Raw genomic sequence first — 21231 nt, 5'->3', positions numbered from 1 at the left:
CACCCACCCCGCCGAGACCGCGATGGTCCGGGTCGTGAACGGTGTCGCCCATGTCTAAGACCAGGCCCTCGGACGCCGCAGTCGAGCAGCGACGCCAGGAGATCCTCGACCACGTCATCGCCACCGGCGAGGTCCGCATCGACGACCTCACCACCCGCTTCGGCGTCAGCCTGATGACGATGCACCGCGACCTCGACGATCTCGCCGACCGCCGTCTCCTCCGCAAACTCCGCGGCAAGGTCGAGGCCTATCCCGCGACGACCATGGAGTCGGCCGCCCGCTTCCGCGACACCTTCAACCAGGCCACCAAGGACGCGCTCGGCGAGGCCGCCGCGGCGCACGTCCACTCCGGCCAGACCGTCTTCGTCGACGACTCGACGACGCTCTTCCCGCTCGTCCGCCGCCTCGGCCAGGTCGACGACCTCACCGTCATCACCAACTCGCTCGAAGCCGCCCGCATCCTCGGGCTCGCCAAGAGCGTCGAGGTCGTCCTGGCGGGCGGGCGCTACCACCACGAGTTCGACTCGTGCGCCGGCCCGGACGTCGTCGCGTTCCTCGACCGCACGCACGCCGACATCGCGTTCGTCTCGGTCGCCGCGGTCGCGGTCGGCCGCCTGTTCCACCCGGTCCAGGACTACGCCGAGCTCAAGAAGGCCGCGCTCCGCACCGCCGATCGCAACGTCCTGGTCGTCGACAACTCCAAGTTCGGCCGCACCGCCACCTACGCGTACGGCGACATCGGCGACTACGACCTCCTGATCACCGACGAAGAGACACCGACCGAGGAGATCGAGGCCGCGCTGACCGCAGGGACCGCGATCGAGCAGGTCGAGTGCGCACCGGAGGGGCCGGAATATGAGTTCTGACCTGGTCGCCGGAATCGACTCGTCGACCCAGTCGACGAAGATCGTCGTCTGCGACGCGAACACCGGCGAGATCGTCCGCACCGGCCGCGCTTCGCATCCTGACGGCACCGAGGTCGCTCCCGCCGCGTGGTGGGACGCGTTCCGCGAGGCGACAGACGGCCTGCTCGACGGCGTCGGCGCCATCGGGATCGGTGGTCAGCAGCACGGCATGGTCGCCCTCGACGAGGACGGTGAGGTCGTCCGGCCCGCCTTGCTGTGGAACGACACCCGCTCCGCGAAGGCGGCCGAAGACCTTGGCGCCGAACTCGGCGCCGAAAACTGGGCGAAATCCGTCGGCTCCCTTCCGGTCGCCAGCTTCACCGTCACGAAGCTGCGCTGGATGGCGGAGAACGAACCCGAACTGGCCGATCGCGTCGCCCGCGTCCTGCTCCCGCACGACTGGCTGACCTGGCGGTTGCTGGGCGACGGCGCTGAGCCGGTCACCGACCGCGGCGACGCTTCCGGTACCGGGTACTTCTCGCCCGCCACCGGCGAATACCGCCAAGACCTCCTCGCGCACGCCTTCGGCGGCCGCACTCCTGAGCTGCCCAAGGTCATCGGCCCCGCCGAAGCCGCGGGCCGCACGCCGGACGGGATCCTGGTCTCGGCCGGGACCGGCGACAACATGGCCGCCGCCCTCGGTCTCGAACTCGCCCCTGGCGACGTCGTGGTCTCGCTCGGCACCAGCGGCACCGTCTTCGGCGTCTCCGAGACCGCGAGTGCCGACCCCTCCGGAATCGTCGCGGGATTCGCCGACGCCACCGGCCGTTTCCTCCCACTGGCCTGCACCCTGAACGCGGCCCGCGTGCTGACGGCCACGTCCGCGATGCTCGGCGTCGAACTCGCTGAGTTCGACAAGCTGGCGCTCGCCGCCACACGCGGTTCCGGCGGCCTCACCTTCCTGCCGTATCTCGACGGCGAACGGACGCCGAACCTCCCGGACGCTAGGGGCACGCTCTTCGGCCTCACCCGCGCGAACATGACGCCCGAAAACCTTGCCCGCGCCGCCGTCGAAGGCATGCTGTGCGGCCTCGCCGCCGGTCTCGACGCCCTGCGTGAGCAGGGGCTCGAAGTCCGCCGCGTCCTCCTGATCGGTGGTGGCGCGCAGTCGGCCGCTGTCCGCGCGGTCGCGCCGATCGTGTTCGGCGTGCCCGTCGTCGTCCCCGAGGTCGCCGAGTACGTCGCGGTCGGCGCCGCGCGGCAGGCGGCCTGGGCCCTCGCTTCCAGCACGGAACCTCCCCGCTGGCAGGAACAGCACGGCTACACCCCACTCGAACCGACCGAAGCGGACAGCGCCGAAGGGCGCCGGATCCGGCAACGGCATCTCGAAGCCCGCGAACTCGGGCACGGCATTTCCGCGAAACCGAAAGAGGACTGAACCGATGGCCACGATCACCTACGACAAGGCGACCCGGCGCTACGCGGGCTCCGAGCGGCCCGCCGTGGACGCACTCGACCTCGAGATCGCCGATGGCGAGTTCCTCGTGCTGGTCGGGCCGTCCGGCTGTGGCAAGTCCACCAGCCTGCGGATGCTCGCCGGGCTCGAAGACATCGACGAAGGCGCCGTCTGGATCGGCGACCGCGACGTCACGCAGCTGCCGCCCCGCGCCCGCGACATCGCGATGGTGTTCCAGAACTACGCGCTGTACCCGCATATGACCGTGGGCCAGAACATGGGCTTCGCGCTGAAGATCGCGGGCCGCCCGGCTTCGGAGATCAAGCAGAAGGTGCTCGACGCGGCCAAGCTGCTCGACATCGAGCAGTACCTCGACCGCAAGCCGAAGGCGCTCTCCGGTGGTCAGCGCCAGCGCGTCGCCATGGGCCGCGCCATCGTGCGCGAGCCGCAGGTCTTCCTCATGGACGAGCCGCTGTCGAACCTCGACGCGAAGCTGCGTGTCTCCACCCGTACGCAGATCGCCGCGCTGCAGCGCCGCCTCGGCGTCACCACCGTGTACGTCACGCACGACCAGGTCGAGGCCATGACGATGGGCGACCGGGTCGCCGTTCTCTCGGACGGTCTCCTGCAGCAGTGCGACACCCCGCGCGCCCTGTACGACAAGCCCGCAAACGCTTTCGTCGCCGGTTTCATCGGCTCGCCCGCGATGAACCTCGTCACCGCGAAGCTCACCGAAGACGGTGCTGAGCTGGGCGGCGCCCGGGTGCCGCTGACTCGCGAGATCCTCGCCAAGGCCGATGGCGACACGGTCACCCTCGGCTTCCGTCCCGAGTCGCTCGAGGTGACGACCAGCGAAGACGGCACCCTGCCGATCAAGGTGGACCTCGTCGAGGAACTCGGCTCGGACGCGTACGTCTACGGCAAGCTCGCCGAGACCGACGCCGAGGGCTCGAAGTCGAACGTCGTCACCCGGGTGGACCCGCGCACACCGCCGACCATGGGCGACACCCTGCACCTGCGGATCCGTCCCGACGAGCTGCACGTGTTCTCCGCCACCGACGGGGCGCGCCTGTCCTGAGCCGGTTCGTGGGAAACTGGTGGTCGTTATGACCGCCAGTTTCCCACGTGCCGAGGTCGTCATCGACCTGTCCGCCATCCGGCACAACGTCGCCCTGCTCGCTTCCCGCGCCCCCTCGGCCCAGACGATGGCCGTGGTCAAGGCCGACGGCTACGGGCACGGAGCCCTCGAGGTCGCCCGGGCCGCCGTCGAGGGCGGGGCCACCTGGCTGGGCACCTGTTCCCTCGGCGAAGCGCTCGCGCTGCGCCGGGCCGGGATCGGCGCCCGGCTCTTCAGCTGGCTCGACACCCCCGAAGCCGACTTCGCGCCCGCTGTCGCCGAAGACATCGACGTCGCCGTGAGCTCCCTGGACGAGCTGGCCCGTGTGGCCGACGGCGCGCGGCGGGCACGCGACTTTAGCGGGCTAAACGCGATCTGCAGGGTTCACCTCAAGATCGACACCGGGCTGTCCCGAAACGGCTGCCCACCTGCGGAATGGCCGGCCCTGGTCAAGGCCGCGGCGGCCGCGAAGCCGCTCATCGAGGTCGTCGCGATCTGGTCGCACCTCGCGTGCGCCGACGAGCCCGGCCATCCCTCCATCGACGCGCAGGCGAAGCGGTTCGACGAGGCCTACGACATCGCCCGCGCCGCCGGCCTGAACCCGATGCGGCATATCGCGAACTCCGCCGCCGTGCTGACCAGGCCCGACCTGCATTTCGACCTCGTGCGCCCCGGGATCGCGATCTACGGGCTGAACCCAGTGCCCACCGACGACGATCTGTGCCCGGCGATGACCTTCAAATCGTCGGTCGTGCTCACGAAGCGGATCCCATCCGGCGAATCGGTCTCGTACGGCCACAGCTGGACGGCCGAGCGCGACACCACGCTCGCCCTGGTCCCGGTCGGATACGCCGACGGCGTGCCGCGGTCGCTGTCCGGCCGCATGGACGTCTGGCTCGCCGGGAAGCGGCGGCCGGTCGTCGGCCGGGTCTGTATGGACCAGCTGATCGTCGACTGCGGCGACGAAGAACCGGCCGTCGGCAGCGAAGTGATCCTCTTCGGCCGAGGCGCGTCCGGCGAGCCGACAGCCCGGGAATGGGCCGACAAGCTGGGGACGATCGACTACGAGATCGTGACTTCGATGTACCGGCCGCGAATCCGCCGAACGTATCTGGAGGCAGGCTCGTGACACCTTCACGAAGACTGCTGGCCATCGTCGGCGGGGTCGGGGCGGTGGCCACCGGCACCGCCGCCGCGATCGCCGTCGCCGCACAGCAGCGGCGGCAGAGTGAGGATCCGTTCGTGGACGAGCCGTTGGGGGACCTCGCACCGGATCGGACGTCGACAGTGGCGGCGGAGGACGGTACGCCGCTCGCGGTCGAGGAGATCGATCCGGCCGATGGGGGAGAACCGGAGCTGACCGTCGTCGGTGTGCACGGTTTCGCGTTGTCGAAGCGCTGCTGGCACTTTCAGCGGCGAGACCTCGCTTCGCTGAAGCTGCCGCGGGTGCGTCAGGTCTACTACGACCATCGCGGGCACGGGCAATCCGGCGCCGCGACCGCCGAGACCAGCACCATCGAGCAGCTGGCGCGCGACCTCGACATGGTCCTGCGTTCGGTGGTGCCGGAGGGGCCCATCGTGCTCATGGGGCACTCGATGGGCGGCATGGTGATCATGGAGCTCGCCGCGGAGCATCCCGAACTGTTCGACGACCGTGTTTGCGGCGTCGCGTTCATCGCGACCGCGGCAGGCGAGGTCGGCGCTCGGGGCTACCGAGATCACTGCTCTCGAAGTACAACCCGCTCACGCGCGGCGTCGGCGGACTGGCCGGTTGGCAGCCGGGGCTCGTCGAATTCGTGCGGGCGGCGGGCGGGCAGCTGACCCGGCAAGCCGTGCGCAGGCTGGCTTTCGGCAGCCGGGACGTGTCGCCGCGGCTCGTCGACTTCATGCTGGAAATGCTCGAAGTGACGCCGGTACGTGGGCTCGTGAACTTCGTCGACACGCTCGGCAGCCACAACCGGTACGCCGCGCTCGCCGGGTTGAAGCACGCGCACGTGCTGGTCGTCGGCGGGGATTCCGACCGGTTCACGCCGATCGCGCACGCCGAGCGGATCGCGGCGGAGCTGCCCGACGCGGAGCTGGTGCGCGTGCGCGGCGCGGGACACATGGTGCAGCTGGAACAACCCGAACTGGTGAACAGCCACCTGATCGACCTGGTGCAACGGTGCACGGGCACCGATGGTGAGACTTCCGAACGGCGGACCTGGTGGTGGCAACGCTGATGAATTTCGCTTTCCCGACCCCCGAATCGACGATGGATTTCGGGCGCGAGCTGGGACGTTCGCTGCGCGCGGGCGATCTGGTGCTGCTCTCCGGGCCGCTCGGGGCGGGCAAGACGACACTGACCCGCGGGATCGCGGACGGTCTCGGCGTCGGCGGGCGGGTCAGCTCGCCGACGTTCGTGCTGGCCCGGGTGCATCCGGCGGGCGCGGCGGGGGTCGCGCTGGTGCACGTCGACGCGTACCGGCTCGGCGGGGATCTCTCGCAGCTGGACGACCTGGACCTCGACACCGAACTGGAGCGATCGGCGCTGGTCGTCGAATGGGGCGAGGGAGCCGCCGAGCGCCTGTCGGACGACTACCTCGTCGTCCGCCTGGAGCGCCGCGAAGACGATGTCCGCGAGGTCACCCTGGAGCCGCACGGCACTTGGGCGGCCCGCACGCCCGACCTGCGTTTAGCGGGCTAATCGCGATCTGGCCGCCCGACGTGCGTTTAGCCCCCTAATCGCGATTGTGCGGTGCGACCTGCGTTTCGCGGGCTAAACGCGATCCGCGGGCTTCACGACGGAGCGCGCGATCCCCAGGTCGACCAGGTCTTGGGGGCGTAGCCGCAGCCGATCCGCGAGAGCGGGGACCTCGTCCGCGGGCAGCTTGAGGATCGCCGCGGCCGCTTCCGGCGACGTCACCGAGAAGTACGCGTTGGGCGTCACCCAGGTCGACCCTGGCGCCGCGAACGCGAGCGCGCCCCCGGAACCGCCCTCCCCGATCACCAGCGTCGTGATCGGCACGGCCGCGCTCGCGACCGCCTCGAACAACTCCGCGATGGCCGCGCCCGCACCGGTCCGCTCGGCCGCCTCGTCGTTTGACGCTCCGGGAGTGTCGACGAGGGTGAGCACCGGGACCCCGAGCCTCGACGCGAGCCGCACCAGACGAGCCGCAGTGCGAAACCCCGCGGGCAGCGTCGGCGTTCCGCACTGCGCCGCGTACGCGATCGCTCGGCCGCCTCGCCAGCCGAAGCCGCACAAGACACCTGAGTCGACTCCGCCGCACCTGTCGCCTGAGAGCTCCTCACGCCAGTCGAAATACGAGTCGAGGTATTCCGCAGCCCTCGGTCGCTCAGCAGAGCGCGCAGCCTGGACCGCATCCCATCCGCTGTCGGGCAGGTCTGTGGACCCGAGCGCTCCGGGGGTTCGGCGGCTTCCGTCGTCGACGAAGCCAGTAGGCGCAGCCACCGTTCCAGCGTCGAAGGGAGCTCGGCAGGCGTCACGATCTGATCGACCTGGCCCCACGCCAGTTTCGCCTCGGCCGTGTACGCCTCCGCGGACGCGCCAGCGGGCCGCACGCGAGAACCGGCGAAGCCGACCTGCGCTCCGGGCAGCGCGAGGATTACGTCGGCGCTTGCACCGAGCGTCGCCCAGCCACCACCCGTGGTCGGATCCCGCAGCACCGAGATCTGCGGCACCGACCGGGCCCCGGCCGCTGCCCGCGCGATGCGCTGCAACTGCGAAAGCGCCCGCATCCCGTGCTGCATGCGGCTGCCGCCGGTCGCGATCAGCGAAACCACCGGCATCCGGGACTCGACGGCCCGCGCGAACGCCGCCTCGACGCGATCACCGGTCCGCTGACCGATCGAACCGCCCAGGAAGGCGAACTCGAAAGCGATCACCATCGCCTCGACCTCACCGATCCTGGCGGTCCCACAGAGCACGGACTCGCTCTCGCCGGTCCGTTCCTCGGCGGCCTCGCGTGCCGAGCGATAGCCCGGCCAGCCGATCGGCCCGTCGTCCGGCTCCTCGGAACGCGGGACGTCCAGCTCTTCGAAACCGGTCGCGATCTCCTTGATGACAGACCGCGCCGAGGGCCTGCTCATCAGAGCGCCCGCTTCATGACCTTGCCCATGTCGTTGCGCGGCAACGCTTCCAGATAGCGGACGACGCGAGGCCGTTTGTGCGGCGACAACAGGCGGGAGACGTGGTCGGCGAGCTCCGACTCCGCCGGGCGTTCCCCGTCGGGCACCACCCAGGCCACGATGCGCTCGCCGAGGTCGTCGTCGGGCTCGCCGGTCACCGCGACCTCCGCGACGCCGGGATGCTCCATGAGCGCGTTCTCGATCTCGCCGGCGCCGATCTTGTAGCCGCCGCTCTTGATCAGATCCGTCGCCTTCCGGCCGACGATCTTCACGTACCCGGCCGCGTCGCGGGTCGCCATGTCGCCGGTCCGGAACCAGCCGTCGTCGAAGGCGGCTTCGGTGGCTTCGGGCGGTTGAGGTACTCGGTGAACAGGTTCGGGCCGCGGACCTGGATCTCGCCGACGGTCTCGACCTCCTCGACAGGCGCGCCCGATTCGTCGACGAGGCGCAGATCGACGCCGCGCAGCGGGACACCGACTGTGCCGGGAACGTGCTCGCCGTCGGCGCGGATGCTGGTGTTCATGAGGGTCTCGGTCATCCCGTAGCGCTCGATCACGCGCCTGCCGGTCGCCGCGGTGATGCGCTGGTGGTCGTGCACGGGCAGCGCGGCCGATCCGGAGACGAGCAGCCGGGCGTTGCTGAGCGCTTCGGCGAGCGACGGATCTTCGCCGACTTCGCTCGCGATGCGGTGATACATCGTCGGGACGCCGAACATCATCGTCGCGCCGGTGGCGAGTTCGCGTGTGACGCCTTCGGTGGAGAAGCGACCGAGATGCCGCACCGAGCCGCCGCGCCGGAGCGGCCCGAGAATGCCGAGGATCAGGCCGTGCACGTGGAACAGCGGGAGACCGTGGACCAGGACGTCGTCGGCGGTCCACTCCCATGCGTCCTCGAGCGCGTCGAGAGTGGTGGCGATCGCGCGCCGGGGGAGGACGACGCCCTTGGGCGGGCCGGTGGTGCCGGAGGTGTAGACGATCAGCGCCGGGGCCTCGGCGTCCGGTTCCGCGGGGAGATCAACCGGTGCGCCTTCGAGAAAGATGTCGCGCCGCGGCACGCCGTCGAGATCGGCGGGCAGGTCGGCGCCCGGTTCGGCGAGGACGAGGACGGGTTCGCTGTCGGTGAGGATGTGCGCGAGCTCGCGCTCGCCGATCTTCGGGTTGAGCGGGATGGCGGGGACGCCCGCGAGCAGGGCGGCGATCACGGCGACGCTGGTGTGCGCCGAGGGCGTCGCCCAGACGGCGACGCGGCCGCCCGGCAGGTCGCGGGCGAGTGTGCCGGCGATGGCCGCGACGTCGACGTAGGTGAGGGAGGTGTCGCCGAAGCGGAGCGCCTCCTTGTCGGAGCCGCTCGCCAGCGTGGGGAACAACCGATCGGGCACGTGTGACCTCCTGCTCGACTCCGCCTGCCGGGGCACTTGGAGCCAAGGAACCCCGCTTCCGAACCGTACCGTCGCCGCCCGCCCGCGCCCTGCGACCTGCTTCACACACCCCCGCCGACCTGCGTTTAGCCCCCTAATCGCGATCTGTGGGTCCGGAAGGTGGAGGCCCACCGGATCGCGTTTAGCGGGCTAAACGCGATCTGGCCCGGTAGGAGCGGCCGCGTCACCTGATCGCGTTTAGCCCGCTAAACGCGCTCCGGGGCGCTGGTCGTAGGCTGGGTAACCGTGCTGGTACTGGCCATCGACACCTCGACCCCGGCGGTCACCGCGGGCCTCGTCGCCCTGGACGGCGACGTCCTGGAGTCGCGCGGCGACCGCGTCACGGTCGACCCGCGCGCCCACGGCGAGCTGATCACGCCGCACGCCCTCGAAGCCGTCAAGGCCGCGGGCGTCACGCTTCGCGACCTCGACGCCATCGTCTGCGGCGTCGGCCCCGGCCCCTTCACCGGCCTTCGCGCCGGCATGGCCACCGCCGCGTCGCTCGCCCACGCCCTCGGCATCCCCGCCTACCCGGTCTGCAGTCTCGACGCCATCGCCGCCGACGTCGCCCCCGGCGAAGCGCCCTTCCTCGTCCTCACCGACGCGAGGCGCCGCGAGGTCTACTGGGCCGCGTACGCCGCCGACGGCTCCCGCACCGACGGCCCCCACGTCGAGCGGCCCGCGGACCTCCAGACCACTCTCAAGGTCGCGGCGGGCGACGGCGCCCTCCTCTACGCGGACGCCCTCGGCGTCCAGCCGATCGAGCCGCGCTTCCCGTCACCCATCGGGCTGGTCAAGGCCGCCCACAAGGACTTCAACAGCGAGCCCGCCCCGCTCACCCCCCTCTACCTCCGCCGCCCCGACGCCGTCGAGCCGGCCGCGCGCAAGAAGGTGACCACGCCGTGAGGCTGGAACCCTTACGCCGCAAGGACATCCCCGCTGTGTCGAGATAGAGAAGATCCTCTTCCCCGGCGATTCGCCGTGGACCGCCTACGCCTTCCACGCGGAACTCGACGCGGGCGGCCACTATCTCGTCGCCCGTCCGGAGGAAAGCGACGAGGTGATCGGTTACGCCGGGCTCGCCGTCGTCGGCCGCCGCGGCGACTACGAGGCGAGCATCCACACGATCGGCGTCGATCCCGGCCACCAGCGCAAGGGCATCGGCACCGTCCTCCTCAAGGCGCTCCTCGACCGCGCGGACGAGCTCGCCGCACCGGTCTTCCTCGAAGTCCGCACCGACAACGACGCGGCGATCACGCTCTACGAGCGGCACGGTTTCGAACGTGTCGGCCTCCGGAAGCGCTACTACCAGCCTTCCGGCGCCGACGCCTACACGATGGTCCGCCCGCGGACCCAGGTCCGAGACGAGGTGGCGGGCTAATGCCGCGCATCATCATGGGCATCGAGAGTTCGTGCGACGAGACCGGCGTCGGCCTCGTCCGCCTGCACGACGACAACACGGTCGAGCTCCTCGCCGACGAGGTCGCCTCCAGTGTCGATCAGCACGCTCGCTTCGGCGGCGTCGTGCCCGAGGTCGCCAGCCGCGCGCACCTGGAGGCGATGGTCCCGACGGTCGAACGCGCCTTCGACAAGGCAGGCCTGAAACTGTCCGATGTGGACGCCATCGCGGTCACGGCCGGACCCGGTCTCGCCGGCGCGCTGCTCGTCGGCGTCGCTGCCGCCAAGGCGTACGCCGCCGCGCTCGACATCCCGCTCTACGGGGTCAACCACCTGGCCGGGCACATCGCCGTCGACACGCTCCAGCACGGCCCGTTGCCCGAGCGCTGCCTCGCCCTGCTCGTCTCGGGCGGGCATACGCAATTGCTGCTGGTGGACGACATCGCGTCCGAGATCACCGAGCTTGGGTCCACTGTGGACGACGCCGCGGGCGAGGCCTACGACAAGGTCGCCCGCGTCCTCGGGCTGCCGTATCCCGGCGGCCCGCCCATCGACAAGGCCGCCAAGAACGGTGACGGTGCCGCCATCGCGTTCCCCAGGGGGATGACCGGACCGCGTGACGCCAAGTTCGATTTCTCCTTCTCCGGTTTGAAAACCGCGGTCGCGCGCTGGGTCGAAGCCGCGGAGCGCCGCGGCGAGGACATCCCCGTCGACGACGTCGCCGCGTCGTTCCAGGAGGCCGTCGCCGACGTCCTCACCATGAAGGCGATCCGCGCGGCCAAGGAACACGGCGTGGACACGCTGGTGATCTCCGGTGGCGTGGCGGCGAATTCGCGACTGTCCGAACTCGCCGCCGAGCGTTGCGCCGAGGCCGGGATCACCCTGCGGGTCCCGCGGCCGCGGCTGTGCACGGACAACGGCGCGATGATCGCCGCGCTCGGCGCGCACGTGGTCGCCGCCGGACGCCCACGGGCCTCGCTCGACTTCTCCGCCAATCCGGCCCTGCCGGTGCAGATCGTCTCGATCTAGCGGGATTCGGCGGCGGTGCGCGGCGCCGGTGCGAGGTTGAGCAGCTCCTCCAGCGCCGCCACCGACAAGGCGGCGGCATTGCCGTCTCCGTAAGGGTTTCCGGCGTGCGTCGGGTGAAGGTCGCCACGCAGGATCTTCGCCGCGGTGTCGGCGATGAGGCCGGTGTCCGTCCCGACCAGCCAGGCGCAGCCGGCTTCGACGGCTTCACGTCGTTCGGTGACGTCGCGAAGCACCAGGACGGGGGTGCCGAAGGTCGGCGCTTCCTCTTGGATGCCACCGGAATCGGTCAGGACGAGCTCGGCGAGCCGCAGCGCGCGTACGAGATCGGGATATTCGAGCGGCTCGGTGATCGTCACCCGCGGCGTCCCGCCGAGCGCGGTCGTCACCTGGTCCCGCACGGCCGGATTGGGATGCACCGGGAACAGCACCTGGACGTCGCTGTGTTCCGCGACGATCAGCTCGATGGCCGCGAGTGTGCGGCCCAACGGTTCGCCCCAGGACTCGCGACGGTGCGACGTCACGAGGACGAGCCGCTCACCCGCCTCGGCGATTTCCATCTCCAGCAAGGCGAGCGCGGTGTCCCGTGCGGGGAGATCGCGCTCGGCGATCGCGATCACGGCGTCGACGACGGTGTTGCCGGTGACGGCGATCCGTTGGCGCGGAACACCTTCCGTGCGCAGCGCGGCCGCGGCGCCCGTCGTCGGCGCGAGATGCAGGGCGGCGATACGCGAGATCATCTGCCGCGTGCCCTCTTCGGGGAACGGTGCGGCGAGGTCGTGTGTGCGCAGTCCCGCTTCCAGATGCACGACCGGGACGCCCTGCCAGAACGCGGCGAGCGCGCCCGCGAGTGCCGTCGTCGTGTCACCCTGGACGACGATCGCGGCCGGGGCGACCCGGCGCAGCACCTCGTCGAGCGCGGGAAGCAGGCCGGAGACCAGTTCCGCCTGGGTACCGGTGGTCCTCGGCGGAATGTCGAGCCAGGCGTCGACCGGCAGGCCGAACGGGATCAGCGCCTGCTCGACCATGCCCTGATGTTGTCCACTGTGGACGACGAAGGGCCGCAGGTGCGGGTGTTCCGCCAGTGCCAGCGCCAGCGGCGCGAGCTTGACCGCCTCCGGCCGCGTCCCGGCCAGCAACATCACATCCACGCGTTCGCACTCCTCATCCACGTTTCGAGTGTCCCGCAAAACGCGGGTGGTGGCCGCCGGCGCGCGAGGGGCCCACGCCGGCGGCCGTTCCGTCCGGGGGAGGGTCAGCTCCCCATCTCGCCGAGCCGTTTCGTGCGGCGGTAGCCCGCGATGACCGCGATGGTTCCGAGAACCAGCAGGATCACGCCGACGGCCAGCCACCAGCCGACATCGGCCCCGGTGGCGGCGAGGGCACCCACCCCGCCACCGGCGACGCCGACTCCGGCGCCAGGCAACTTGTACATTTCGACCTCACTTCACCCAGGTCAGGCGGTGGTCGCCGGACGCCGGTTGCGGACCACGCGGATGCCGACCGGGATGGCGACGGCACCGAGCAGGCCGAGACCGATCCACAGCCCCGCGCCCGAAGCGAGCGGCACGGGCAGACCGGCCGGACCGCAGGTCGCCGACGAGACGATCACGTCGCCCGAGCCGAGCGGGGTGAGGGCGTCACCGAGCAGCTTCACGTGGATGGCGTTGACCGTGAGGCTGCCGTCCGGGTTCTTGATCTGCTCGTTCAGGATGATCGTCGCGACGTTGACCGTGCCGAGGCCGACCTTGATCTGCGTGTTCGGGGCCGGCGTCGCGTCGACCGCGCCCGCGCTGCCCAGGTTCGCGCCGACCAGGTTCGTCGCGCCCTGCACACCCTTCTGGGTCGCGGTGCAGGTGGCTTCGACGACCTTGACGCCGACGTCGCCGAGGGCGTTCTTCAGCAGCGGCAAGCCGACATCGGCGGTGCTGGCCTTGGCGGTCACGGCACCGGAGTTGTCGTCGCGCTTGGCTTCGGTGTTGATCGCGCCCGCGGTCAGCACACCGGTGAGGTTGACCTTCGCGAGGCTGTTGGCGGTCGGCCCGGAGGTCTTCGCCTCGGCGAGCGGCCCGGCCTTCACCGCGTCGAGGCCGAGGAGCTTCACATCGACCTTGACGCCATACGCGGAGCCGTCGCCGGGGGCCGCCGAGGCGGGCACCGCACCGGCGAGAGCCACGCTCGCCACCACAGCGGCGAGTACTCCGCCTCGTCGCAAGAGGTGCGTGTTCTTCAACTGGTCCTCCGAATTGATTCGTGGGGGTTTCTCTCATCTGCGGTCGGCACGAGGGCACAACCGTTGCGGACGAATCCTCAGCTGGCCTGACTCGGCTCGCGGATCGTCTATCGCCGAGTGTTTCTTAAATTGAACAGAAAACTGCGAGGATCACCGGATCAGGTGGTCTTGCGAACATTTTCCGCAGGTCGACGAAGGGTTCACTCTTTCGGCCTAGTCAGTTTTTCCACGATCGTGCCGAAAGGGCCCATGATCACGTTGGAAATGCGAACCCCGGTCGAAAGGGCCGGTTCCCGCTGACTTACTCTCGTCGGCGAGTTCCTGTCCGCTGCGCCGGATCCCCGTCGTCTGCTGCGTCTTTCCTGAGAGGGTCACCGTGGCCGTTGCGAGCGCTCCCTTGCCGAGTTCCAGCCGGTTTCCGCTGCGTATGGCGGTGCTGGCGGTGCTCGCCGTCGCGGTCGGCCTGGTGCTGGCCGAACGCCTGTACCGGGTTTTCGAAGTCCAGCTCTCCGGCCTGATACTGAGGGTCATCACCACATCGGGTGTCTTCGTCGCCGGTGAACGCGAGACTGTCTACTTTGGGTTGTCGGGCGATACTCCACTCGGGTTAAGAATGACCCCGGAATGCTCGTCGGCATTCATGTTGCTGCCACTGCTGCTGGTGACCGCCGTCATGTTGTATTTCCGTCCGGGAAATGCGAAGCGGCTCTTCACTTCGTTACTCATTTCCGCGATCGTCGTCATTCTTGTCAATCAGATGAGGGTTTTGGCCATCGTCGGTCTCGTGAACGTGATGGGTATCGACGAAGGCTATTACTGGGGTCACACCCTGCTCGGTTCGATGGTCAGCGTCCTCGGCGGCGCGATCGCCCTCGTGCTGTTCGTCTGGCTGAGCACCCGCAAGCCCCGCGCCGAACGCGTGGCCGCCTGATGGGCGGCGGCTCGATCAAGATCCTTCTGGCGATCACGCAGGCCTTCGCGCTCACCATGAGCGTGGCGTTCATCGTGTACGTGGTCGTGATCGTCGTGCCGTACCTGCGGCGCAAACCCGCGCCCGTAGGCGACGCGGGCGACTTCACCTGGCACTTCTTCGTGCCGTGCCGGGACGAACAGACCGTCATCCGGGAAACCGTGCGGTACCTGCGTTCGACGTTCCGGCACGCGCACGTCTGGGTCGTCGACGACGATTCCGAGGACCGCACGGCGCGCGTGGTCAAGTCGATCTGGCGGCGCAACGGCGGTTACGACCCGTATCTGCACCTGGTTCCCCGGCGCCGTCCGGAAGCGAGGACGGGCAAGGGCGACGCGCTCAACGCCGCCTATCAGGCGCTCAACGACTGGATGGGCCCGGACGCGAGCCGTGACGACGTGGTCGTCGTGGTCGTCGACGCGGACGGACGGCCGGCGGAGAACTGCCTCGAGGTGTGCGCCGCGGACCATCTCTTCGGCGACGAGACGATCGGCGCCGTGCAACTCGACGTCTGGATGGGCAACGCCGGCACCCGTCCGCCGGGGAAGAACTGGTTCTCCCGTGCCTTCGGGTTGAAGCTGGCCCAGATGCAGGATCTCGAGTTCCGTACGGCCATCGCGGCCATCCAGACCTCGCGCGGCTTCACCGGCACGATCTCCATGGGCGGCAACGGTCAGTTCACGCGACTGTCCGCATTGGACTCCATCGCCGGGCCGGACGAACAGCCGTGGCGGGGTTCGCTGCTGGAGGACTTCGAACTCGGCGTGCACCTGCTGACCGCGGGCTGGCGGACCGGCTACACCCCGGATTCCCATGTGAAGCAGGAAGGGCTGTACAGCCTGCGGCGGTTCCTGGTGCAGCGCACGCGCTGGGGCCAGGGCACGATGCAGTGTTCGCGGTATCTCCGGCGGATCTGGGATTCGCCGCATGTGAGCACGCTGGGCGCGGCCGAGATGATGTACTACCTCGCGCAGCCGTGGATGCAGCTGCTCGGCTCGCTGCTGTACCCGATCCCGTTCATCCTGCTGCTCTTCAGCACCGCGGGCGATCCGGCGCAGGTGTGGACCTGGTTCGCCGACGACGGCGCGTGGATCCTGTTCGCGATCTACGGCTCTTTCGGGCTGCTGCCGTTCATCGTGTGGGGCCCGATCTACCAGTACAAATGCCTGAAGAGCCGCAATGTCCTACGTGGACTCGGGATGGGTTTCGCCTACGCGCTGTACATCTACACGTTCTACATCACGTCGTGGCGGGCGCTGTTCCGGCTGGTGCGCGGCCGCAACGGCTGGTCGAAGACGCGGCGGAACACCGAGCACGCCCCCGGGGTCAAGGTCGCACTGGACTCCTGACCCCGGGGACGGCTTCAGAGCGCGGGCAGGATCCGGACGTCGTCCGCCTTCACGAAGGCGACGCGGTGTCCGAACTGGATCTGCACGTACTTCGTCTTGCCCTTGACGACCACGTGGTTCGCCGGGTCGAACGTCGTCGCCGAGTAGTACTCGGAACCGAGGACGTTGCCGACCGAGTACCGCTGCCCGGCCGAGAACGTGTACGGCAGCGGGATCACCTGCTGCACCGGCACGTTCGCCGGATAGGCCTCGGCTTCGGGATACGCGCGGCCGAACACCGGCACGGTCGCCAGGCCGGGCTTCGGCGTGACCACCAGACCGAACGCGGGGCTCGTCGTGCGCTGGTCGCGGAACCAGCCCTTCTGGCCGAGGTACCAGATCGCCGTCCAGCCGTCACGCCGCTCGGCGACCACGTAACGCTGGCCGGTCTCCGCGCGGCTGCCGATGTCGGAAACGGCCATCGTGCTCGCCGAACCGTCCGGGCGCAGGCCGATGTCCTTGAGCAGCGGCGCGGTGTCGCTCGGCTCGCTGCGCAGCACGACCGAACCGGAACCCCTTGCCGGGCAAGGCTTTCCGGCGGTTTCGCAACCGGTGAATGCGGGCTGGTTCGTGGCGAAGTCCGGGGTGATGGTCACCAGTGGCGAGCCGGGACGGCCGAAGCCGGACAGCGGCGCGCCCATCAACTCGAAGTAGTGCGCCCAGTCCCAGTACGGGCCCGGATCCCAGTGCATGCCCCGGATGGTCGAGGGGATCGTGCCGGGGACGTTGTCGTGGCCGAGGATGTGTGCGCGGTCGAGCGGGATGTCGTACTTCCGCGCGAGGTAGGCGACGAGCTTCGCGGAGGTGCGGTACATCGCCTCCGTGTACCAAGTGCCCTTCGCGGCGAAGCCCTCGTGCTCGATGCCGACGGACTTCGCGTTGACGTACCAGTTGCCCGCGTGCCAGGCGACGTCCTTCGTCGGCACGTGCTGCGCGATCTGACCGTCCGAGGAGCGGATCGTGTAGTGCCAGCTCACGTACGTCGGGTCGGTGACAAGGTCCATCGCCGTGTCCCAGTAGCCCTCGGTGTCGTGGATGATGATGTATTCGACCTTTTGGCTCTTCGGCCGGTCCGCCTTGTCGTGGTTGCCGTAGTCGTTGTTCGGCAGCTCCTGGTACGGCGCCGGCACCGAAAGGCACGAGACCTTCTTCGGGCACTCGGTCCTCGGGGCTTCCGCCTGGGTGCGCGCCGGGCTCACCGGCGACGCGGCGAGGGTGACGTTCTGACCATCGTCGGTCCTGCGGCTGACGCCCTTCGAGATGGTGTCGAAGACTTCGTCGGCGAAGGACTGCGCTCCCTCGGCGTCCTTCGCGCCGCTGTAGCGCGCGACCGCGGCCCTCCAATCGCCGGTTTCGCGCTGGTACTTCGCCAGCAGGGCGGCGCCGCCGCGGATGTTCTGGGTGGTGTTCGTGCGCAGTGTCGCGACGTCCTGGCCGATCAGCGAGGCAGCCTCGTCGATGGTCTGGAGGCCGGGCGGGGGAGGCTTCGGCGCCGGCGTCACCGGGAGTTTCGCCGGGCGGGCGTCGTCGCCGCGCGGGTCCTCCTCGCCTTCGTCGTGATGCGTGCCCGTGCCCGCTTCGCGCAGGTCGGTCAGGTGCATCGGGCCGTAGCCGGCGGACGTGCTCGGGGTGCCGGCGTTGAAATCCCAGCGTGACTCCAGGAAGGAGACGCCGAGGAGGACGTTCTCGGGGACGCCGAATTCTTGCGCGGCGGCCGCGAAGTCCCGCTGACGCTGCTGGTCCGCGGGGGTGGCTTCGGCGGGGACCGCGGCGAGGAGGCCGGCGGCGAGGCTGAGGATCGCGAGCCCGGCGGTCCGTTTGGATCGGCGCCGGGTAACGGGACGGAAGGGACGCGGCATGGGCGTATACCCCCAGATGACTAGGTCTGCTCGAACAGGACCGACCCCAATGGTCGGAACCTAACCAGAAACCGGCTTCGTCCGTAAGGTCCCTCCAGATCGCGATTAGGGGGCTAAACGCAGGTCGGTGGCAAGGTGGGGGGCATGGGTGGGGTGAAGGAGCTTCTGCAGGAGAAGGACCATGTCTTCCTCGACTTCGACGGGCCGGTGTGCGACGTGTTCGCCAGGCTTCCGGCGAGCGAGGTGGCCGACAGGCTGAAACGCCTCGTCGAGCCCGAGTTGATCTCCACGGCCGATCCGTTCGACGTGCTCCGGTACGCGGCCTCGTGCGGTCCGAACGCCGCGCGCGTCGTCGAGCGGCAGCTCAGCCGCTTCGAAGGGGAGGCCGTCGCGCAGATCTCGCCGTCGCCCGGTGTGGCGGACGTGCTCCGTGACTGGCGTGCGCAGGGGTTCACGGTGACGATCGTCAGCAACAACTCCGTCGACGCGATCCGGTCCTTCCTGGGCCTGCACGACCTGGCCGAGTTCGTTCGCGGGATCAGCGCGCGGACGACGAGCGACCCGGCGCGCCTGAAACCACAGCCGGCGCTCCTCGACGCCGCGGTGAAGGCGCTCGGCACGTCGCCGGGGCAGTGCGTCATGGTCGGTGACTCGGCCGCGGACGTCCTGGCCGCTCGCGCCGCCGGTGTCGCTTCGATCGCCCTCGCGAAGACGCCCGCGAAGCGCAGGGCCCTCGCCGCCCTCGACCCCGATGCCCTGGTGACCGACCTCGCCGACCTGCGTTTAGCGGGCTAAACGCGCTCCGCCACCAGGCCGACGTGCTTGTTCGCCCGGACGCTCCCGGCGCGCGGTGAGGCCTGCTCTGGTGGACGGAACAAGCACGCCTGCGGCCATGACGGCGACGTGGAACTCGACAGGCCGGTCTTGGCGGCCGAACAGGATCGGCGTGGACTTGACTCCGATCTTCAGGTCGTCGTCCCGGTCGACGGCGTGCGCGTGCAGCCGACGCTCGGGGCGCGGCACCCCCTTGCCCGCCGGGACGCGAAAACGGCCGGTCAAGCGCTCGGGGACGAGGTGAGCGGACCCTCCTTGCGAAGCTGGCACTCACATGGCTAGAGTGCTAATTGCACGGCCCGAACACGCCCCGGCACCCGCGACGGCGGGGGTGGTAGGAGCCGTAACTAATCCTGCCAACGCTTTCGACGACCGTGGAGGTCAACCCGGTGAGCGTGAACATCAAGCCGCTCGAGGACAAGATCGTTGTCCAGACGAGTGAGGCCGAGGAGACGACCGCTTCCGGCCTCGTCATCCCCGACACCGCCAAGGAGAAGCCCCAGGAGGGCAAGGTTCTGGCCGTGGGCCCGGGCCGCATCGACGACAAGGGCAACCGCGTCCCGCTCGACGTTTCCGTCGGCGACGTCGTCATCTACTCCAAGTACGGCGGCACCGAAGTGAAGTACAACGGTGAGGACTACTTGATCCTTTCCGCTCGCGACGTGCTGGCCGTCATCAACTGACGTCCGCTCTCAGCGCATGACGCCCCGGGCCCCGCATTGCCGGGGAACGGGGCGTTCGTGTTTTCCGAGCTTTAGAACTGGAAGGTAAGCGGAACAGGCCATGCCCAAGCAGATCAGTTTCGACGAGGACGCTCGTCGCGCGCTCGAGCGCGGGGTGAACAAGCTCGCCGACGCGGTCAAGGTCACCCTCGGCCCGCGCGGTCGCCACGTCGTGCTCGACAAGAAGTTCGGTGGCCCGACCATCACCCTCGACGGCGTCACCGTCGCTCGCGAGATCGAGCTCGACGACCCGTTCGAGAACCTCGGCGCCCAGCTCGCCAAGAGCGTCGCCACCAAGACCAACGACGTCGCCGGTGACGGCACCACGACCGCGACCGTGCTCGCGCAGTCGCTGGTGAAGGTCGGCCTGCGCAACGTCGCCGCCGGTGCCAACCCGACCGCCGTCGGCCGTGGCATCGAGGCCGCCGCGGAGAAGGTCATCGCGGTGCTGAAGGAGAAGGCGACCCCGGTCAAGGGCCGCGACAACATCGCCCAGGTCGGCACCGTCACCTCGCGTGACGCGGCCATCGGCGCCCTGCTCGGCGAGGCCGTCGAGCGGGTCGGCGAAGACGGTGTCATCACGATCGAGGAGTCGTCCACGCTGGCGACCGAGCTCGTGATCACCGAGGGTGTCCAGTTCGACAAGGGTTTCCTGTCGGCGCACTTCGCGACCAACCCGGAGGAGCAGAAGGCGATCCTCGAGGACGCCTACATCCTGCTCGTCCGCGAGAAGATCTCGGCGCTGGCCGACCTGCTCCCGGTGCTGGAGAAGGTCGTCGAGGCCAAGAAGCCGCTGCTGATCATCGCCGAGGACGTCGACGGCGAAGCGCTGTCCACCCTCGTGGTGAACTCGCTGCGCAAGACGATCACCGCCGTCGCGGTCAAGGCGCCGTTCTTCGGTGACCGCCGCAAGGCGTTCCTGGACGACCTCGCGGTCGTCACCGGCGGCGAGGTCATCTCGGCCGAGATCGGGCACAAGCTGTCCGAGACCACGCTGGCCCAGCTGGGCAACGCCCGCCGGATCGTCGTCACCAAAGACGACACCACGCTCGTCGACGGTGCCGGCACCAAGGACGACATCGCGGGCCGCGTCGCGCAGATCCGCAAGGAGATCGAGAACACCGACTCCGACTGGGACCGCGAAAAGCTGCAGGAGCGGCTGGCGAAGCTCGGCGGCGGTGTCGCGGTGATCAAGGTCGGCGCGGCCACCGAGACCGAGCTGAACGAGCGCAAGCACCGCATCGAGGACGCCGTGGCTTCGACCAAGGCGGCCGTCGAAGAGGGCATCCTGCCCGGCGGTGGCTCGGCGCTCGTGCACGCGGTCAAGGAGCTCGACGGCTCCCTCGGCCTCGAAGGCGACGAAGCGACCGGTGTGCGCATCGTTCGCGACGCGCTGTCCGCCCCGCTGTTCTGGATCGCGACCAACGCGGGCCACGAGGGTGCGGTCATCGTGAACAAGGTCCAGGAGCAGAACTGGGGGCACGGCTTCAACGCCGCCACCGGTGAGCTCACCGACCTGCTGGCCGCCGGCATCGTCGACCCGGTCAAGGTGACCCGGTCCGCGGTGGCGAACGCCGCTTCCATCGCCCGGCTCGTGCTCACGACGGAGAGCTCCGTCGTCGAGAAGCCGGTCGAGGAGGAGCCCGCCGCGGCCGGTCACGGCCACGCGCACTAGTTCCACCCCTGAAGCGGGGCGGTACTCCAGTCGGAGTGCCGCCCCGTTTTGCTGTCCTGCCCCTCCCACGCCCGGATCGCGTTTAGCCCGCTAAACGCGATCCGGCCACGGGACCGCAGGCAGAGCGACTTTCGCGGGCTAATCGCGATCTGACCGGCCACCC

General features: G+C 69.5%; 16 protein-coding genes and 4 pseudogenes. 14 read left to right on the top strand and 6 right to left on the bottom strand.

Annotation, left to right across the window (positions count from 1 at the left end; genetic code table 11):
* Window positions 1-50: 50 nt before the first annotated feature.
* From MJQ72_RS37870 to tsaE, 6 genes and pseudogenes are all read left to right on the top strand, one after another.
* Complete coding sequence (locus MJQ72_RS37870) at window positions 51-866, top strand: DeoR/GlpR family DNA-binding transcription regulator (protein ID WP_240595790.1); 816 nt, start codon at window positions 51-53, stop codon at window positions 864-866.
* Complete coding sequence (gene xylB / locus MJQ72_RS37865; RefSeq protein ID WP_240595789.1) at window positions 856-2283, top strand: xylulokinase; 1428 nt, start codon at window positions 856-858, stop codon at window positions 2281-2283. The genes MJQ72_RS37870 and xylB overlap by 11 nt, the downstream gene beginning before the upstream one ends.
* A 4-nt stretch (window positions 2284-2287) precedes the next feature.
* Window positions 2288-3379 (top strand): ABC transporter ATP-binding protein, encoded by a 1092-nt coding sequence (locus MJQ72_RS37860; protein WP_240595788.1) that lies wholly within the window; start codon window positions 2288-2290, stop codon window positions 3377-3379.
* Window positions 3380-3407: 28 nt separating this feature from the next.
* Entirely contained in the window at window positions 3408-4547 is a 1140-nt protein-coding gene (gene alr, locus MJQ72_RS37855) for an alanine racemase (protein WP_240595787.1), read from the top strand.
* A pseudogene (locus MJQ72_RS37850) lies at window positions 4544-5640 on the top strand (alpha/beta fold hydrolase). Before alr ends, MJQ72_RS37850 begins: the two are co-directional and overlap by 4 nt.
* Window positions 5640-6104, top strand: a complete 465-nt coding sequence (tsaE, locus tag MJQ72_RS37845; RefSeq protein WP_240595786.1) for a tRNA (adenosine(37)-N6)-threonylcarbamoyltransferase complex ATPase subunit type 1 TsaE — start codon at window positions 5640-5642, stop codon at window positions 6102-6104. Before MJQ72_RS37850 ends, tsaE begins: the two are co-directional and overlap by 1 nt.
* 72 nt (window positions 6105-6176) lie before the next feature.
* Here tsaE and MJQ72_RS37840 read toward each other — a convergent pair.
* Together MJQ72_RS37840 and MJQ72_RS37835 are read right to left on the bottom strand one after the other, a co-directional pair.
* Window positions 6177-7507: pseudogene (locus tag MJQ72_RS37840) on the bottom strand (carboxyl transferase domain-containing protein).
* Window positions 7507-8924, bottom strand: a pseudogene (locus tag MJQ72_RS37835) (acyl-CoA synthetase). Before MJQ72_RS37835 ends, MJQ72_RS37840 begins: the two co-directional pseudogenes overlap by 1 nt.
* A 285-nt stretch (window positions 8925-9209) precedes the next feature.
* Between MJQ72_RS37835 and tsaB the strand changes: the two are divergent.
* The 3 genes and pseudogenes from tsaB (at window position 9210) to tsaD (ending at window position 11390) form a co-directional block, all read left to right on the top strand.
* The gene (tsaB, locus tag MJQ72_RS37830; protein WP_240595785.1) at window positions 9210-9869 is read left to right on the top strand and encodes a tRNA (adenosine(37)-N6)-threonylcarbamoyltransferase complex dimerization subunit type 1 TsaB; all 660 of its coding nucleotides are present in this window, start codon (window positions 9210-9212) and stop codon (window positions 9867-9869) included.
* Window positions 9866-10344, top strand: a pseudogene (gene rimI / locus MJQ72_RS37825) (ribosomal protein S18-alanine N-acetyltransferase). The gene tsaB and the pseudogene rimI overlap by 4 nt, the downstream one beginning before the upstream one ends.
* Window positions 10344-11390 carry a tRNA (adenosine(37)-N6)-threonylcarbamoyltransferase complex transferase subunit TsaD gene (gene tsaD / locus MJQ72_RS37820; protein WP_240595784.1) on the top strand — a complete coding sequence of 349 codons (1047 nt, stop codon included), beginning with the start codon at window positions 10344-10346 and terminating at the stop codon, window positions 11388-11390. Before rimI ends, tsaD begins: the two are co-directional and overlap by 1 nt.
* Here tsaD and wecB read toward each other — a convergent pair.
* From wecB to MJQ72_RS37805, 3 genes are all read right to left on the bottom strand, one after another.
* Window positions 11387-12538, bottom strand: coding sequence for a non-hydrolyzing UDP-N-acetylglucosamine 2-epimerase (wecB, locus tag MJQ72_RS37815; protein ID WP_240595783.1), 1152 nt, complete (start codon window positions 12536-12538; stop codon window positions 11387-11389). The genes tsaD and wecB overlap by 4 nt on opposite strands.
* Before the next feature lie 104 nt (window positions 12539-12642).
* The gene (locus tag MJQ72_RS37810; RefSeq protein ID WP_007031099.1) at window positions 12643-12822 is read right to left on the bottom strand and encodes an LPXTG cell wall anchor domain-containing protein; all 180 of its coding nucleotides are present in this window, start codon (window positions 12820-12822) and stop codon (window positions 12643-12645) included.
* Window positions 12823-12843: 21 nt separating this feature from the next.
* Complete coding sequence (locus tag MJQ72_RS37805) at window positions 12844-13620, bottom strand: choice-of-anchor P family protein (protein WP_240595782.1); 777 nt, start codon at window positions 13618-13620, stop codon at window positions 12844-12846.
* 427 nt (window positions 13621-14047) lie between these two features.
* On the opposite strand from MJQ72_RS37805, the gene xrtP reads away from it, so the two are divergent.
* Together xrtP and MJQ72_RS37795 are read left to right on the top strand one after the other, a co-directional pair.
* Window positions 14048-14551: an exosortase P gene (gene xrtP, locus MJQ72_RS37800; RefSeq protein ID WP_240595781.1), complete on the top strand. Its 504-nt coding sequence runs from the start codon at window positions 14048-14050 to the stop codon at window positions 14549-14551.
* Window positions 14551-15939, top strand: a complete 1389-nt coding sequence (locus MJQ72_RS37795; RefSeq protein ID WP_240595780.1) for a glycosyltransferase — start codon at window positions 14551-14553, stop codon at window positions 15937-15939. Before xrtP ends, MJQ72_RS37795 begins: the two co-directional genes overlap by 1 nt.
* Window positions 15940-15953: 14 nt before the next feature.
* Here MJQ72_RS37795 and MJQ72_RS37790 read toward each other — a convergent pair whose 3' ends face one another.
* Window positions 15954-17837: an N-acetylmuramoyl-L-alanine amidase gene (locus MJQ72_RS37790; protein WP_240595779.1), complete on the bottom strand. Its 1884-nt coding sequence runs from the start codon at window positions 17835-17837 to the stop codon at window positions 15954-15956.
* A gap of 144 nt (window positions 17838-17981) precedes the next feature.
* Between MJQ72_RS37790 and MJQ72_RS37785 the strand changes: the two genes are divergently transcribed.
* The 3 genes from MJQ72_RS37785 to groL all read left to right on the top strand — a co-directional run bounded on the left by MJQ72_RS37785 (window position 17982) and on the right by groL (window position 21068).
* Complete coding sequence (locus MJQ72_RS37785) at window positions 17982-18632, top strand: HAD family hydrolase (RefSeq protein WP_240595778.1); 651 nt, start codon at window positions 17982-17984, stop codon at window positions 18630-18632.
* A 428-nt stretch (window positions 18633-19060) separates the two neighbouring features.
* Complete coding sequence (gene groES / locus MJQ72_RS37780) at window positions 19061-19354, top strand: co-chaperone GroES (RefSeq protein ID WP_007031106.1); 294 nt, start codon at window positions 19061-19063, stop codon at window positions 19352-19354.
* A gap of 100 nt (window positions 19355-19454) precedes the next feature.
* Complete coding sequence (gene groL / locus MJQ72_RS37775; RefSeq protein ID WP_240595777.1) at window positions 19455-21068, top strand: chaperonin GroEL; 1614 nt, start codon at window positions 19455-19457, stop codon at window positions 21066-21068.
* Window positions 21069-21231: the final 163 nt, after the last annotated feature.

The organism is Amycolatopsis sp. EV170708-02-1, assembly GCF_022479115.1.
Lineage (GTDB): Bacteria > Actinomycetota > Actinomycetes > Mycobacteriales > Pseudonocardiaceae > Amycolatopsis.
This window is presented reverse-complemented; position numbering and strand designations above follow the sequence as displayed.